Raw genomic sequence first — 15,830 nt, forward strand, 5'->3', positions numbered from 1 at the left:
CCCATATACTTTAATCTAATACCGATATTGTACCTGCTTTAATTAGAACATCATCTCTAATTATTTTATAATAAAAAACGCGCTGATTCCCCAAACTTTCAGTCGGCCAATTATTTTGGTAATCGGTTGTATTTAAAATTTCTTTCCCGTTTGAATTATACAACTGTATGGTAACAGTTGGTTGAAATGCATATCTATTTGATATTTGCCAAGTATCGTTAATTCCATCTTGATTTGGTGTTACAATATTTGGTACTATTATTTGATCATCTTGCTCTACAACTTCAATTGTTTTTACAACTCTACAACTTCCTACACTAACTACTACAGTATAAAATCCTAAGGCATTAACATCTAATGTTTCGTTTGTTGACAATACAGTTCCTGAATCATCTTGTCCTTCATGCCATACATAATTTTCTCCTCCAGATGCTGTTACTGTAACTGTTTGTCCTTGATTTAATACTACTTTTACAGATGGTGTAACTTCCACAACTGATTCATCAAACAATACTACATTTATAGGATCTATAGACCTTTCACAACCAAAACCTGTCATTTTTAACACATATTCTCCTATTTCAGTTACATCAAAATCTACTACATCAGTAGCAACTGCTGTTGTACCTCCATCTTTAAACCACTCATAAGTAAATCCTGGCAATAACCCTCCATCTATACTGTAAGTTATAGTACCTCCAGGACATAAAGAGTTTGAATTTGGCACAGAAGTTATAGTTGGTAAAGGTGCTCCTAATTTTACTGTTATTCTATTAGCATCTGGCAACTTTGTTTTTATAACACCTGGAGCACAAGTACTCAGTTCTAAATCATATTCTCCATTATCTAAATACGAATTCACATCATATTCATTTGCGTTACCTGAAGTAGTAATTGCTACTCCATCTTTATACCATTGATACTGTACTAATTGAGGACCACTTGCATTAAGTTGATCTGTAGTTATATCATATTCATTTGAATTCTCATTCACTAAAGCTTTCACTCCTACAATGACTAATTTTGCTGATGTAGATTCACATTCTGTATAATTAGCATCCTGAATTCTTATTTCTGCTTTAAACTCTTTTAAAGAATAAAAAACATACACCTCAGATTTTACCGTAGCTGGACAAGATGATGATGAAGATGGATCCGTTACAATTGCATAATACTCTCCTGGAGCTGTAACATTCATAGTAAATCCATTTGCTCCTCCTACAGGATTATCATCTTTATACCATTGAATTGTTGCACTAGAAGGTGCATCAGTAATCTCCACCTGTTTTGTTTCACATGGTAACAATACACTTTCACCTGCATTTACTGTATTTATTGTAAAACTTGCTGTTGTTTTTTGTTTCAACTCTACTTCTGTTGAAGTTGTTGTACAGGCACCTGTTCCAGAACCTGTTATAATCTTTAACGTATACTTTCCGAACTGTCCAGCAGCTGGTGTTGTATACTCATTTGAATTCGATGATTGCTTTAAGACTCCATCTAAATACCATTCATAAGTGTATGATGAATTATTAATTTTAGATTTAAAGGTATGTGTTTCATTACTACATATTTCTACCTCAGAAGGCCCATCAATTTGTGCATCAGCTGTACTAATCCCTGAAACTATAAGAAAAATAGAACTTGCCTCTCCACATGCTCCATAATTAATTTTAACAAAATAACTCCCTGGTTCAGTTACTGTAAACTTAGGTTCACTAGTAGTTGCTACTAGAGTTTCAACTGTCCCTACTCTCCTATACCATGAGTAATCACCAATTGTTGTAATACTTAAAAAAACTTCTTTACTTTCACCTGGACACAAAGTAAACTTATCATTTCCATCTCCATCCTTTATCGAAAAACCACTATTTTGTTGCATATCATGATAAGCTTGGAAAGAACCAGACTCAGAAGTCATTACTGGAGAAGTTGTACGAATACGTATTTTATACCCTGTACCAAAAGTACCTGCTGGCAAAGTAAAACCTACTGTTGGCAAATTAAATGCTGTATTTAGTGTCGGATCCGTTAATGTAGTTAATACTGTAGGCGAAGCTCCAAAATTACCATCTGCATCAGATAACTCAACAATAAATTGATTATCGCTATTAAAAACTGTTCCCGAAAAACTTATATCAATAGAAAAATTTGTTGAACCTGTTGCATCACACGCACTTGTTCCAAAATTTAAGACAGGTGGATTTAGGGTTTGTGCAACCGTAGTGTAGTTAATACAAAAGAGAAATACACCTAAAAGTATTTGTATGCTTCTAGTTATTTTGTTCATTTAAAGGGATCCTAAGGGGTGATAAAAATACACTTTTTTTTAAATAAAGGTATTAACACACTATAATATTATTAGGAAATATATAAAAAGTAAGTCAATTTAACAATTTATAAAACAAAAATCATATTATAACCTACTAAAAAACAAGGTATTTCCCCTATATTATTTTTAATAGATTCAATATTAAAAATACAACAAAAAACTGCCGTATATTTGTGATCCATTTTTAAGTATTCATGACACAAAAAATCACCATTGCCATAGACGGTTTTTCATCAACCGGAAAAAGTACCATTGCTAAGCAATTAGCTAAAAAATTAGGATATATATATGTAGATACTGGCGCTATGTACAGAGCTGTTACATTATATGCTATGCAACAAAATTATATCTCTGACACGCATTTTAACCCAGAAGATTTAATTGCTAATCTTGACAAAATTTCACTCTCTTTTTCTTTTAATAAAGATTTAGGTTTTGCTGAAATGATATTAAACAACACTAATGTTGAAAAAGACATTAGAACTATTGAAGTTTCTAGACTAGTAAGTAAAATTGCTACAATTTCTGAGGTTCGTAAAAAATTAGTGAGCGAGCAACAAGAAATGGGCAAAAACAAAGGTATTGTAATGGATGGTAGAGACATTGGTACAGTTGTTTTTCCTGATGCTGAATTAAAATTATTTATGACTGCTTCTGCCGACAAACGTGCAACGAGACGTTATAAAGAATTATTAGATCGTGGTGATGATGTAAATTATGAAGAAATTTTACACAATGTTCAAGAACGTGATAGAATTGATTCAACACGAGAAGACTCTCCTTTAGTAATGGCGGATGACGCTGTAGAATTTGACAATTCTGATATGGGACTTGAAGAACAATTTGAACGTATTATGAGTTTAGTAAATAGAAACTTACAATAACTCACCACTATATAAAATAAAAAACCAGCTCTTAGAGCTGGTTTTTTAGTATTTCAAAAATATTTTTAATTTTCTTCAAATTTTGAATTCTCAGAGTAGGTACGCCATTTTGCTAAACATGCTTCAATATCTGCTGGAACTTCAGAATCAAACTGCATAAACTCTCCTGTTTTAGGATGTGTAAATCCTAATGTCTTGGCATGTAATGCTTGTCTTGGTAATACTTTAAAACAATTATCTACAAACTGTTTATATTTTGTAAATGTTGTTCCTTTTAATATTGCATCTCCTCCATAACGCTCGTCATTAAAAAGTGTATGTCCAATATGTTTAAAGTGCGCTCTAATTTGATGCGTTCTACCTGTTTCTAATTTACATTGTACTAATGTTACATAGGTTAAACGTTCTAAAACTTTAAAATGTGTTACCGCATGCTTTCCATGTTCTCCATCTGGAAAAACATCCATTTGTAAACGATTTTTAAAACTACGTCCAATGTTCCCTTCTATAGTACCTTCATCTTCTTCAATATGTCCCCAAACTAATGCATAATACAAACGCTCTGTAGTTCTATCAAAAAATTGTTTTGATAAATGCGCCATAGCAAATTCTGTTTTCGCAACTACTAATAATCCACTCGTATCTTTATCAATACGATGCACTAAACCTGGACGCTCATTAGAATTTGTTGGTAAATTTTCTACATGATGTATTAATCCATTTACTAAAGTTCCAGAATAATTCCCATGACCTGGATGCACCACCATTCCTGCTGGTTTGTTTACAACAATAACTTCATCATCTTCATAAACAATATCAATAGGAATATCTTCAGCTACTAATAAATTTTCTGCTGGCGGGTATGACAAAACGATACGAACTACATCTTTAGGCTTAACCTTATAATTTGGTTTTACCACTACATCGTTCACCAAAACATTTCCTGCTTTAGCTGCTTGTTGAATTTTATTTCGAGTAGCGTTTTCAATAAAATTCATTAAAAACTTATCTACTCTTAGAGGCTCCTGTCCATCTGTTGCTACAAATCTATGGTGTTCGTATAAATCGTCACTTTCCATTCCTGGAGTTGTATCTTCCTGCATAAATCAATAATAAAAATTAGTTACCGTTACCGTCTCCTAAAATAAGTTCTATAGTAGATTTCTTTGGTAATTTTGTTCCTGGTTCAATTTTATTTCCTTTATATATTAAACCTCTTACTACATTCTTTCCTATATCTCTTACCCAAGTAATATCTTTTCCTACATTAAATCCTATAGAACGTAAATGTGTTGATGCTTGCCTTTGAGTTCTTCCATTTAAATCTGGAATTTCAACATCTCTATATTTTGATGGGTTTAACGTCAAATAAATTTTACGTTTTTCTTTTACAAAATCACCAGTTTCAGGATTTTGCTCTATAACCGATTTTTTTGGGTAGTCTGGATTATAACTAGCACTGTCTATTACTATAAACTCTAAATTAAGTTCATCTAATTTTTTCTCAACAGCGTCTAAAGACATTTTATGCAAGTTAGGTACTTGTATTTTCTGATTATGATTTGTTGTTACTCCCAACCACCATTGTAACACAAAAACAAATACTAAAATAGAAACCACAGCTATTCCTATTTGTATAAAGAAACTTTTGCTCTTTATAAACTGAAACGAATTTTTAAAATTTTCTGAAAATTTACTCATATCGATTTTTTGTAAAGTGGCACAAATTTACAGTAAAAATATTACTATTTTTAATTCATTAACTCTTAAACGAGTTTTTTTGGTAAGTTTGTATAATTATGCTGTAATCTATTTTACAAATAAGCAATCAAAAAATAATTCAAATACAAAAAAGTGAAAAAAAATATAGCTGTAATTATGGGAGGTTATTCCTCTGAAGTAGAAATTTCTATAAAAAGTGGAAACGTAGTTTACAAGCATCTTAACAAGGAAAAATACAATCCTTATAAAGTTCATATTTTAAAAGACAAATGGGTTTTAGTTGATGATAACGATATTGAATACCCTATTAATAAACATGATTTTTCAGCTGTAATAAACAATGAAAAAATTTCATTCGATTGTGTTTTCAATGCTATTCATGGAACTCCAGGCGAAAACGGAATTATTTTGGCTTATTTTGATTTAATTGGATTAAAGCATACCTCTGCTCCTTTTTACCAAATGGCTTTAACTTTTAACAAAAGAGACACTTTGAGTGTTGTTAAAGAATATGGAATTCCAGCAGCTACATCAGTATATCTGAATCAAGGAGATGAGATAAACACAACGCAAATTATTGAAAAAGTAGGCTTGCCTTGTTTTGTAAAGCCAAACAATGCTGGCTCTAGTTTTGGTATTTCTAAAGTACATACTGAAGAAGAATTAATTCCTGCTTTAGACAAGGCATATGAAGAAGATTCTGAAATATTAATAGAAAGTTTTCTTGACGGAACTGAGGTTTCTGTTGGGGTTATTGAATATAAAGGAGAAGTTACAGTATTACCTATTACTGAAATAGTATCTGAAAATGACTTTTTTGATTATGAAGCTAAATATGAAGGGAAATCACAAGAAATTACACCAGCTCGTTTAACTAAAGAACAAGAAAAAAGAGTTTCAGAAGTTGCCAAACGTGTATACCAAATTTTAAATATGAGTGGTTTTTCCCGTTCTGAATATATATTTGTGGATAACGAACCTCATTTCTTAGAAATGAATACTGTACCTGGTATTACTGAAGCAAGTATTTTACCACAGCAAGCAAATTGTGCGGGTATTTCGTTAACTGAATTATGTGGAAACGCTATTGAAATGGCACTTAATAATTAATACAATGAAAAAAGCAATATTTCCAGGATCTTTCGATCCTATTACCCTAGGCCATTTAGATATTATTGAACGTGGTGTTACTTTATTTGACGAATTAGTAATTGCTATTGGTATTAATTCCGATAAAAAATATATGTTTTCTTTAGAAGAACGTAAACGATTTATTGAAGAAACATTTAAGCACGAACCTAAAATAAAAGTAGTTACTTACAGCGGTTTAACTGTAAATTTCTGTAAAGAACAGAACGCTCAATTTATTCTTAGAGGTTTGAGAAATCCTGCCGACTTTGAATTTGAAAAAGCAATTGCACACACTAACCGAAAACTTTCAGAAATTGAAACTGTATTCTTATTAACATCTTCTGGAAAAAGTTATATCTCATCTTCAATAGTTCGTGATGTTATTAGAAATAATGGAGATTATACTGGTTTAGTTCCAGATGCTGTAAGAATTTAATAAAATGAAAAAATTATACTTTATATTCCTGCTTAGCTTTCTAGCTTGCAAACAAAATTCTACAAAAGCAGCAAAAGATTTTACAACTCTTTTCGAAAAATCAAACGGAACAGAAACTCCTGAATATAAAGAGGTAATTTCTTTTTACGAAGATTTAGCCAATACATATAATGAAATATCATTATTTGAAATTGGTGAAACAGATTCTGGTAACCCTTTACATTTGGCTGTTTTTAATACTAATGGAAAAACAGACTTAACTAAAATTAAAGATTCTTCAAAAAATAGAATTTTAATCAACAATGGAATTCATCCAGGAGAATCTGACGGTATTGATGCTTCCATGCTACTTTTACGTGATATTGTTCAAAATGATTCATTAAAAAAAGCTTATGCAAACTCATTAATATGCGTTATTCCTGTTTATAATATTGGAGGTGCTTTAAATAGAAATTCTCATACAAGAGCAAATCAAAACGGCCCTAAAGAATACGGTTTTAGAGGTAATGCTCGTAATTATGACTTAAATCGTGATTTCATAAAACAGGACACCAAAAATGCTGCTGCTTTTGCTGAAATTTTTCATATCGTTAGTCCAGACATTTTTATTGACAATCATGTAAGCAACGGAGCTGACTACCAATATGCTATCACACACTTATTCACACAACATAATAAGTTAGGTGGTAAGTTGGGACACTTTTTAGAAAATGAAATGCGTCCATATATAGAAAAGTCTTTAGCTCAAAAAGAAGTTGCTATTACACCTTATGTAAATGTTTGGGGAAGTACTCCAGATAAAGGATGGTCACAATTTTTTGATTCTCCAAGATATTCTACAGGTTACACTACCCTATTCAACACACTTGGATTAATGGTAGAAACTCATATGCTTAAGCCATATAAAATTAGAGTAAATCAAACTTATGACTTGTTATTTTCTAGTTTAGATTTTTCAGAAAAATATTCTTCAGAAATTAAAGATTTACGAAATAAAGCTTTTGAAGAAATAATATCCCAAAAAACATATCCAATTTCATTTAAGGTTGACAAAACAAATCCAAGTGACTTTAAATTTATGGGATACGAAGGAACTTATATCGATAGCGAAGTTACCAACGGTAAGCGTTTATTTTACGACAGAACTAAACCTTACACTAAAAACATTCCTTATTACAATAATTTCCTTGTTACTAAAGAAGTTAAAATACCAGAAGCCTATATTTTACAACAAGGTTGGCATAAAATAATAGATAGACTAACAACTAATAAAATTGAGTTTACTCGTTTTAAGAACGATACAACTTTAATCGCAGAAATACAGCATATAACTGACTTCGAATCCAGAAAACAACCATACGAAGGACATTACTTACATTACAACACGCAAACTAAAAAGACTTTAAAGCCAGTAATGTTTAAAAAAGGTGATTTATATATTCCTACAAAACAAAAAGGTATTCGTTATTTAATTGAAACTTTAGAAGCCGAAGCAACTGATTCTTTCTTTAATTGGAATTTCTTTGACACTATTTTACAGCAAAAAGAAGGGTTTTCTGCCTATGTTTTTGAGGATATTGCTACTGAATATTTGAAAAACAACCCTGATTTTAAACAAAAATTTGAGGAAAAAATTAAAACAGATGAAGAGTTTGCTAAAAGCGCGTATGCCCAGTTATTATATATATACAAGGCAACTCCTCATTATGAAAAATCGCACATGATGCTTCCTATTTTCAAAAAATATTAAACTAATGTTAAATTTTTTATAGAATTCTTAGTTTCATTTTCATATTTTTGGAAAATTAGAAGAAACTAATGGATAATGCACCCTTAAAATCAGTTTGTGAACAGAAAAATTTCGAGAAAATTTTCAATCAACATTCACAATCTTTACGAAACTACATTTACTATAAATGTGGAGATACTCAGCAAGCCGAAGATATCGTTCAAGAGGCATATATAAAGCTTTGGGATAATTGTGCTAAAGTTGTTTTTGAAAAAGCTAAGTCTTTTTTATACACAGTTGCCAATAATAAATTTTTAAATGAAGTTGCCCATAAAAAAGTAGTACTTGAGCATCAAAGAAAAAATATTTCTCCTGACAGAACTAATGAAACCCCTGAATTTCTGATAGAAGAGGAAGAATTTCATATTAAATTAAAAAGAGTAATTGCTAACTTACCAGAAAAACAACGGGAAGTTTTTTTATTAAGCAGAATAGACAAAAAGAAGTACACAGAAATAGCCGAAATCGTAGGTGTTTCTGTAAAAGCTGTTGAAAAAAGAATGAGTAAAGCTTTACTAACATTAAAGGAACAAATTGGTAAAGTTTAAAAAACTATATTTATAGTAGGGTAAATAATATTTTAAATGTTCTAATACAAATAGCAAGAATACACAGGAAATGGAACAAGGATATAAAGATGAAACTTTTTTAGCTCGTTGGGTAGCCAATGAACTTACTCCAGAAGAGCTAAAACAATTTCAAAGCTCTGAAGACTATCATCATTTTAAAGCTATAAATGATGCTTCACAGCAATTGAAAGCACCAGCTTATGATAAAACTGCTGCTTTAAATAATCTAATAGGGGAAACATTAGAGAAAAAGAAAGAAACTAATAAGGTAAGAAGATTAACTCCTGCATGGTTATATGGTGCGGTAGCTTCTATAGCTTTAATAGTTAGCTTTTTTTACTTTAACACTAATAACACTACCAATATTTCTACAAGTTTTGGGGAACAAATAACTATTTCGTTACCTGATAACTCTAAAGTTCACCTTTCTCCAAATTCTACATTAGAATATGTAGAGAAAGATTGGAATACTAATAGAAATTTATCGTTAGCAGGTGAAGCTTATTTTGAAGTTGAAAAAGGTAAAACTTTTACTGTTAACACAACAGAAGGTAATGTTACTGTTTTAGGAACTAAGTTTACTGTTAACTCTTCAAATAACTTTTTTGAAACTCAATGTTTTGAAGGAAAAGTTAAGGTTACTCCAAAAAATAATAATGAGGTTATCTTAACTAAAGGTAAAGCTCATAGAATATTTAATAATGATAGTGAAAGTTGGGATTTTAACCAAGAATCTCCTTCATGGATACATGGTGAAAGTAGCTTCACTAACACACCTATTAGTCAAGTAATTACAGCTTTAGAAAAACAATATAAAATTAAGTTTGACACAAGTAATATTGATGTAAATAAACGATTTACAGGTACATTTACACACAAAAATATGAATGTTGCTTTGAAAACAGTTTTTGCTCCAATGAAAATTTCTTTTACATTAGCAAAAAATAGTCCGATTGTATTGAGATATAATTAATGAAGCAAAAAATAAGTATACTTTTGATGTGCTTGACAATGTCTATTTTTTCTCAAGAAAAAATAGACATTGCTTTTTTAAACGCGCCTATATTAGATGTTTTAAAACATGCAGAATCTAATTATAAGGTGAAGTTTTCTTTTGATTCAAACATAATCAAAGAAGTATATTTTACTTTTAACAGAAAAAATTGTCAATTAGAGGAATTACTTACAGAAATAGAAACCCAAGTATCCTTAAAATTTAACCGAATTGATGATCGATATTACTATATATCTATAGTTAAACAGACTACTTTTAGTAACTATAACTTATTAAAAGAGGTACAAATAAGCAATTATGTAACCTTAGGTATTAATAAAAATAAAAACGGATCTATTTCTGTTTTACCTCAACAATTAGGAGTTTTACCTGGTTTAACAGAACCTGATGTTTTAGAAAGCTTAAAAATTATACCAGGTGTTCAAAGTCCTAATGAAACAGCTTCCGGTATTTATATTAGAGGAGGAACTCCTGATCAAAATTTAATTTTTTGGGACGGAATAAAAATGTACTATTCTGGACATTTTTTCGGTACACTTTCTGCCTTCAACCCGTATACAACAAAAAAAATAACTTTATCTAAAAGTGGAACTCAGGCTCGATATGGAAATAAAATTTCTGGAGTTATAGACATCAAAACTCAAGAAAACATTCCTTCTAAAGTTACTGGTGGTTTTGGTTTTAACATGACCCACTTTGACGCTTATTTAAAAATTCCTTTTTCAAAAAAAGTAGCTTTAACTACCTCTTTTAGACGTTCTTTTACTGATGTAGTAAACACTTTTACTTTTGATAAGTTATCTAAGCGTGTATTTCAAACATTTGATGCCAATCATGAAAGAAGAATAATTAACAAAAGTGTGCCTTTTGAAAGAGATAATCGTTTTTATTTTGCTGATTTCACAACTAAACTGGCTATTAAACCTTCAGAAAACGAAGCTTTATCTATTAATTTTTTATACACCCAAAATAAACTAGTAAATAACTTTAAAATCCCATTGTATCAAGATAATTATCAGGATGATTTAAATATAACCAATAGAGGATTGAGCTTTCTTTGGAATAAAAAACTATCATCTAAGCTAACTCATGATTTTAAAGCTTATTATTCGAATTTTAGACTGAATTACGTTGGTGATTATAATTACATTAATAATTATTTAATACGTCGATCTATAAAAGCAAATTCCGTAAGAGATTTAGGTGTTTCCTACAATATAAACTACGAAGTTAACAATAAGACTAATCTTCTTTTTGGTTATGATTTCTTATCTAATGAAACATCGTATAAATTAAATTACAGAGCTGATGTTAATTTTAATAATATAGTAAGCACTCTACAAGAAGATACTGGTACTAATAATACTCATTCGTTTTTTACTGAATATTTATATGATAATGATAATTGGAGAATCAATTCAGGAATAAGAATAAATCATTTTGATAAAATTAATAAAACTGTAGTTGAGCCTAGAATATATATAGAAAAGAAAATTAATGAAGGATTAAGTTTTAAAACTTCTTTAGAACAAAAACACCAAACACTAAGTCAGATTATTGAATTTCAAACTTCTAGTCTTGGATTTGATTTAGAGAACCAAGTTTGGGCACAAGTTAACGACAGTAATATACCTCTTCAAAAAAGTTTTCAATTTTCTACTGGTGCAGTTTACAACAAAAATAGATGGAAAATTGATATTGAACCATATCTTAAATATCTTAGTGGTATGACCTCTCAAACTAGAGGATATAACGATCAAACTACAGATTTTTCAAACGGAAAAGGAGAAGTTTTTGGTATTGATATACTTATCAATAAAAAAATTGGAAATTATAGAACGTGGATTAATTATTCCTACACTAAAAATAAGTTTAAATTTATTGATTTAGAAAATAAATTTTTCCCTGCTAACCATGATATTACTAACTATTTTTCATGGTCTCACGCCTTTACATTTAACAACTATGAGTTTTCTTTTGGATGGAAACATAGAACAGGAAACCCTTTTACTGATGTTCGTGAATTCAGAATTAATCCAAGTACTGGATCACCTACCATTATACTAGATACTGATAATATAAATGCTAAACGTTTACCAAAATATCATCGATTAGACGCTTCTGTTACTTATTCATTTAATTTTTCTGATAGATGGAAGGCTAAACTAGGTTTTTCTATTTTGAATATATACAATCAAAAAAATATTTTAAGAAGAACTTTTACTGCTGTACCTGTTGTTAACAGTAATAACCAAGTAGTTTATCAGTTAGGTAAAATTGATAAACTGTCGTTAGGAACTACTCCTAATTTAGTTCTTAGAATAAGTTTCTAACAAAAAAACCTCACTTAATAGCGAGGTTTATGTTTTAATAATTTCTATATTTTTTGGTTTCTTCAAAAACATGCTCTAGAATTTTTTTCTCTTTATCATCAAATTCTATATTACGTCTTTTCATTACCACATCTGCTACCTCAAATACTTTATTTGTTTTATACTCTGTAAATCCAGAAGCTCCTCCCCAACTAAACGATGGCACAAAGTTTCTTGGAAATCCACTTCCAAAAATATTTGCAGAAACTCCTATAACAGTCCCTGTATTAAACATTGTATTGATTCCACACTTAGAGTGATCTCCCATCATTAAACCACAAAATTGTAAACCTGTTTTTGCAAACCTACCAGTTTCATAGTTCCATAATTTTACCTCTGCATAATTATTTTTAAGGTTTGAATTGTTAGTATCTGCTCCTAAATTACACCATTCTCCTAAAACCGAATTCCCTAAGAATCCATCATGACCTTTATTTGAATACCCCATTAAAACAGAATTATTCACCTCTCCTCCTACTTTACAATAAGGCCCTAATGTAGTAGCTCCATAAATCTTTGCTCCTAATTTTAAAACTGATTTTTCACACATAGCTAAAGCTCCTCTTACCACAACTCCTTCCATTACTTCCGCATCTTTACCAATATAAATTGGCCCTGTAGAAGCGTTTAAAACTGCATAAGTTAACTTAGCTCCTTTCTCCACAAAGATATCAGCTCTATTAATGCAATTAACCGTTTCTGGGATTGGTTCTGATTGTCTTCCTTCAGTAATTAAATCGAAATCAGCACGAATTGCTGCATCGTTTAAAGAAAAAATATCCCACGTGTTTTTGATTTGTACAATATCATCTTCAAACTCTATTTGTTCATACTTAGAAAAGTCTACTTCTTCTTGGGTATCTGCTGTATAAAAAGCAATAACATCATCTCCTCTAAAAACCGCTTGATTCTCTTTTAATCCTTTTACAACCTCAACCAATGATTTATTTGGTAAAAAAGATGCATTTAACAATACATTCTGCTCCATTTCTACCATTGGATATTTTTCTTCTAAATATTCTTCAGTAATAGTTGTTGTAGTTAAACCAAGGAACTTCTCCCACTTTTCTCTAATTGTTAAAATACCTACTCTTAAATCGGCAACTGGTTTTGTATATGTAAATGGTAATAATGCTGTACGCACATCGCCATCAAATAAAATATAATTCATTTGTGTTTCTTTTTGTAGATACACAAACTTACTACTTTCCTTTGATTTTTTAAGTCTAAAATTTTAATATTACTTTTGTTCTAACAAAACCTAATTGGTTTTTAATTTTTAAAGAATGAAAAAGATTTTAGCCCTTATCATTGGTGTTATTTTATTAATAGCAGGTATTTATTACGCATTTATCTACTACGTTCCTTATAGTGAAGGGGTTCGATCTGGCGAACTAATTAAAATTAGTCACAAGGGTGTATTTGTTAAAACTTGGGAAGGAGAAATTAGTCAAGGAATTTCTGGAGCTCAAATATTTTCTTTTTCAGTAGAAGATAAAGAAACTACTGTTATTGATAATTTAAAAAAATACCAAGGTAGATATGTGAAAGTTACTTATAAAGAACGTTTTGGAACTTTCTTTTGGTTAGGAGACACTAAATATTTTATTACTAAAGTGGAAGAAGAAGCTTCTCCACATTTTAGAGGAGTTACGAAAGAAAATGAACAATAATTATAAAAAAATAGAAGATACTTGCATTACGATTTCTGAACTAATGCTTCCTTCACATGCAAATTTTAGTGGTAAAATTCATGGTGGTTATATTTTAAATCTAATGGATCAGATTGCCTTTGCTTGTGCTTCAAAACATTCTGGAACTTATTGTGTGACTGCCTCTGTAGATACTGTTAATTTTATTAACCCTATTGAGGTTGGTGAATTAGTTACCATGAGAGCTTCTATTAATTATGTTGGAAACACCTCTATGGTAGTGGGAATTCGTGTAGAATCTCAAAACATCCAAACAGGTAATGTAAAACACTGTAACTCTTCTTATTTTACTATGGTTGCTAAAAATGAACAAGGAAACAACTCTAAAGTACCTGGTATTATAATTAGTAACGATAATGAAATGCGTAGATTTTTAGAAGCCATTCATAGAAATGAAACTAGAAAAAATAGGCTCGAAGAATTTGATAGTGAAAATTTTTCTATACATAAACACTCAAAAGATTTAGAAAAATATAATATCAAAATAGAATTATAAAAAAACCGAAGCTTTAGGCTTCGGTTTTTTTATCTATAGATAAAATTTAAAAATTCTTGTTATCTAATAACATTCCTGCTAACTGTAACAACTGTAGTTCTGCATTTTTAGCAGTATACTTTGCCCTACTTACACTTAACTCTGCGTTAATTAAATTAATTTGAGCCTGACGGAAATCTATTGAGGTAATTTGTCCTAATTTATATCGTTCATTAGTTCGTTCAAAATTATGCTTATTCGTTGTTACATTTTTTTCTTGAGCTTGTAATGAAAACAATGCATTTTGATAAGTCTCCCAAGCATTATTTACATCTCTCTCTAATTGTTCCTCTTGCTGTTGTTTTTGAATTTCTTGGGTTTCTAAAGCTATTTTTGCATTCGCAACATTAGTTTTAGTTCTTCCTCCATCAAAAATATTCCAAGACAAGCTTAAACCTGCATTTACACCTGTTTGCGTATTTGATATTGGACTAAACGCATTGGTAGCATCGTTATTACTTTTATTCCAAGCATACGAACTTGTTAAACTTACGTTAGGCATCCATCCTGCTCTATTAATTTTTACATCTAATTGTCTTAACTCAATGTTCTTTTTTGCCTGTAAAATAGTTGCATTGTTTGTTTTAGCTTTTTGTAAAATATCTATCAAGTTTAAATCAATTGCATAAGTTACATCTGTATCTACTTTTACTGGAGTATTTACACTCCTTCCCAATACCACGTTTAGATCTCTTTTCGCGTTCGATAATTGACGTTTTAAATCTATATATGTAATACTATCATTATTAACATCAACTTCTGCATTCAGTACCTCTAACTTAGTATTTTGACCATAATCAAAATTATACTTAGCTCTTTCTAACCTCTTTTTTGAAATTTCTAATGTTTCTTTTTGAGTCTTTTCATTTTCCGTTAACCTTCCTACTTCATAATATGCTAAAAACAATATGGTTAACGTATTCTCCATTACCTGACGTGCTTGTAATTCTGTTAAATTATAATTTTCTTTCAATCGTTTAAAGGTATTTTGCCTATTAAATCCATTGAAAATAGTATAATTCAATCCTACTGACGCATTATAAGACTTTGATTCAGCTCCTGTAACTGAATTCGTAGTTCCGTTTTGAAACTCAAGATCTGTATCATTTTTACTATAATTTGCCCCAGCATTTCCTGTAACCGTTGGTAAATACCCGCTGTTATAAATACTTTTATTGTTTTTTGCGGTTTCTACATTATTCTTTGTTACTCTAATATCGTAATTATTCGCTAGTGTTATTTCTACTGCTTTCTCTTTACTTAACACTTCTTGTCCGTAAAAAGAAATACTTGTGAATAAACATCCTATGATTAAATGTATTTTTTTCATTTC

General features: G+C 30.2%; 14 protein-coding genes. 9 read left to right on the forward strand and 5 right to left on the reverse strand.

The window, feature by feature from the left end; translation table 11 throughout:
- Window positions 1-10: 10 nt before the first annotated feature.
- Entirely contained in the window at window positions 11-2,290 is a 2,280-nt protein-coding gene (locus ACOQN8_RS17545) for a T9SS type B sorting domain-containing protein (protein WP_420553684.1), read from the reverse strand.
- Window positions 2,291-2,526: 236 nt separating this feature from the next.
- On the opposite strand from ACOQN8_RS17545, the gene cmk reads away from it, so the two are divergent.
- Window positions 2,527-3,216 (forward strand): (d)CMP kinase, encoded by a 690-nt coding sequence (gene cmk, locus ACOQN8_RS17550; RefSeq protein WP_420553685.1) that lies wholly within the window; start codon window positions 2,527-2,529, stop codon window positions 3,214-3,216.
- Between the two features lie 65 nt (window positions 3,217-3,281).
- On the opposite strand, the gene ACOQN8_RS17555 is transcribed toward cmk, so the two are convergent.
- Window positions 3,282-4,319 carry an RluA family pseudouridine synthase gene (locus ACOQN8_RS17555; RefSeq protein WP_150901399.1) on the reverse strand — a complete coding sequence of 346 codons (1,038 nt, stop codon included), beginning with the start codon at window positions 4,317-4,319 and terminating at the stop codon, window positions 3,282-3,284.
- A gap of 16 nt (window positions 4,320-4,335) precedes the next feature.
- The gene (locus ACOQN8_RS17560) at window positions 4,336-4,917 is read right to left on the reverse strand and encodes a PASTA domain-containing protein (protein WP_420553686.1); all 582 of its coding nucleotides are present in this window, start codon (window positions 4,915-4,917) and stop codon (window positions 4,336-4,338) included.
- Window positions 4,918-5,070: 153 nt separating this feature from the next.
- Here ACOQN8_RS17560 and ACOQN8_RS17565 point away from each other — a divergent pair, with 153 nt between their 5' ends.
- From ACOQN8_RS17565 to ACOQN8_RS17590, 6 genes are all read left to right on the forward strand, one after another.
- Window positions 5,071-6,048: a D-alanine--D-alanine ligase gene (locus ACOQN8_RS17565; RefSeq protein ID WP_420553687.1), complete on the forward strand. Its 978-nt coding sequence runs from the start codon at window positions 5,071-5,073 to the stop codon at window positions 6,046-6,048.
- Between the two features lie 4 nt (window positions 6,049-6,052).
- Window positions 6,053-6,505 carry a pantetheine-phosphate adenylyltransferase gene (gene coaD, locus ACOQN8_RS17570; RefSeq protein WP_150901402.1) on the forward strand — a complete coding sequence of 151 codons (453 nt, stop codon included), beginning with the start codon at window positions 6,053-6,055 and terminating at the stop codon, window positions 6,503-6,505.
- A 4-nt stretch (window positions 6,506-6,509) separates the two neighbouring features.
- Entirely contained in the window at window positions 6,510-8,255 is a 1,746-nt protein-coding gene (locus ACOQN8_RS17575; protein ID WP_420553688.1) for a M14 family metallopeptidase, read from the forward strand.
- 68 nt (window positions 8,256-8,323) lie between these two features.
- Entirely contained in the window at window positions 8,324-8,842 is a 519-nt protein-coding gene (locus tag ACOQN8_RS17580; RefSeq protein WP_420553689.1) for an RNA polymerase sigma factor, read from the forward strand.
- Between the two features lie 70 nt (window positions 8,843-8,912).
- Window positions 8,913-9,836, forward strand: a complete 924-nt coding sequence (locus ACOQN8_RS17585; RefSeq protein WP_420553690.1) for a FecR family protein — start codon at window positions 8,913-8,915, stop codon at window positions 9,834-9,836.
- A gap of 38 nt (window positions 9,837-9,874) precedes the next feature.
- Window positions 9,875-12,211, forward strand: coding sequence for a TonB-dependent receptor plug domain-containing protein (locus tag ACOQN8_RS17590; protein ID WP_420553691.1), 2,337 nt, complete (start codon window positions 9,875-9,877; stop codon window positions 12,209-12,211).
- Between the two features lie 34 nt (window positions 12,212-12,245).
- Here ACOQN8_RS17590 and ACOQN8_RS17595 read toward each other — a convergent pair whose 3' ends face one another.
- Entirely contained in the window at window positions 12,246-13,421 is a 1,176-nt protein-coding gene (locus tag ACOQN8_RS17595; RefSeq protein ID WP_420553692.1) for a GlmU family protein, read from the reverse strand.
- 115 nt (window positions 13,422-13,536) lie between these two features.
- On the opposite strand from ACOQN8_RS17595, the gene ACOQN8_RS17600 reads away from it, so the two are divergent.
- Together ACOQN8_RS17600 and ACOQN8_RS17605 are read left to right on the forward strand one after the other, a co-directional pair.
- A complete protein-coding gene (locus tag ACOQN8_RS17600; RefSeq protein ID WP_235275865.1) occupies window positions 13,537-13,923 on the forward strand; it encodes a 6-phosphogluconate dehydrogenase in 387 nt (128 codons plus the stop codon).
- Window positions 13,913-14,458, forward strand: a complete 546-nt coding sequence (locus tag ACOQN8_RS17605; RefSeq protein WP_420553693.1) for an acyl-CoA thioesterase — start codon at window positions 13,913-13,915, stop codon at window positions 14,456-14,458. The genes ACOQN8_RS17600 and ACOQN8_RS17605 overlap by 11 nt, the downstream gene beginning before the upstream one ends.
- A gap of 46 nt (window positions 14,459-14,504) precedes the next feature.
- Here the strand turns inward: ACOQN8_RS17605 and ACOQN8_RS17610 are convergent, their stop codons facing one another.
- Window positions 14,505-15,827, reverse strand: coding sequence for a TolC family protein (locus tag ACOQN8_RS17610; protein WP_420553694.1), 1,323 nt, complete (start codon window positions 15,825-15,827; stop codon window positions 14,505-14,507).
- Between the last annotated feature and the right edge of the window lie 3 nt (window positions 15,828-15,830).

Source organism: Tenacibaculum aiptasiae (genome assembly GCF_965221665.1).
Lineage (GTDB): Bacteria > Bacteroidota > Bacteroidia > Flavobacteriales > Flavobacteriaceae > Polaribacter > Polaribacter aiptasiae.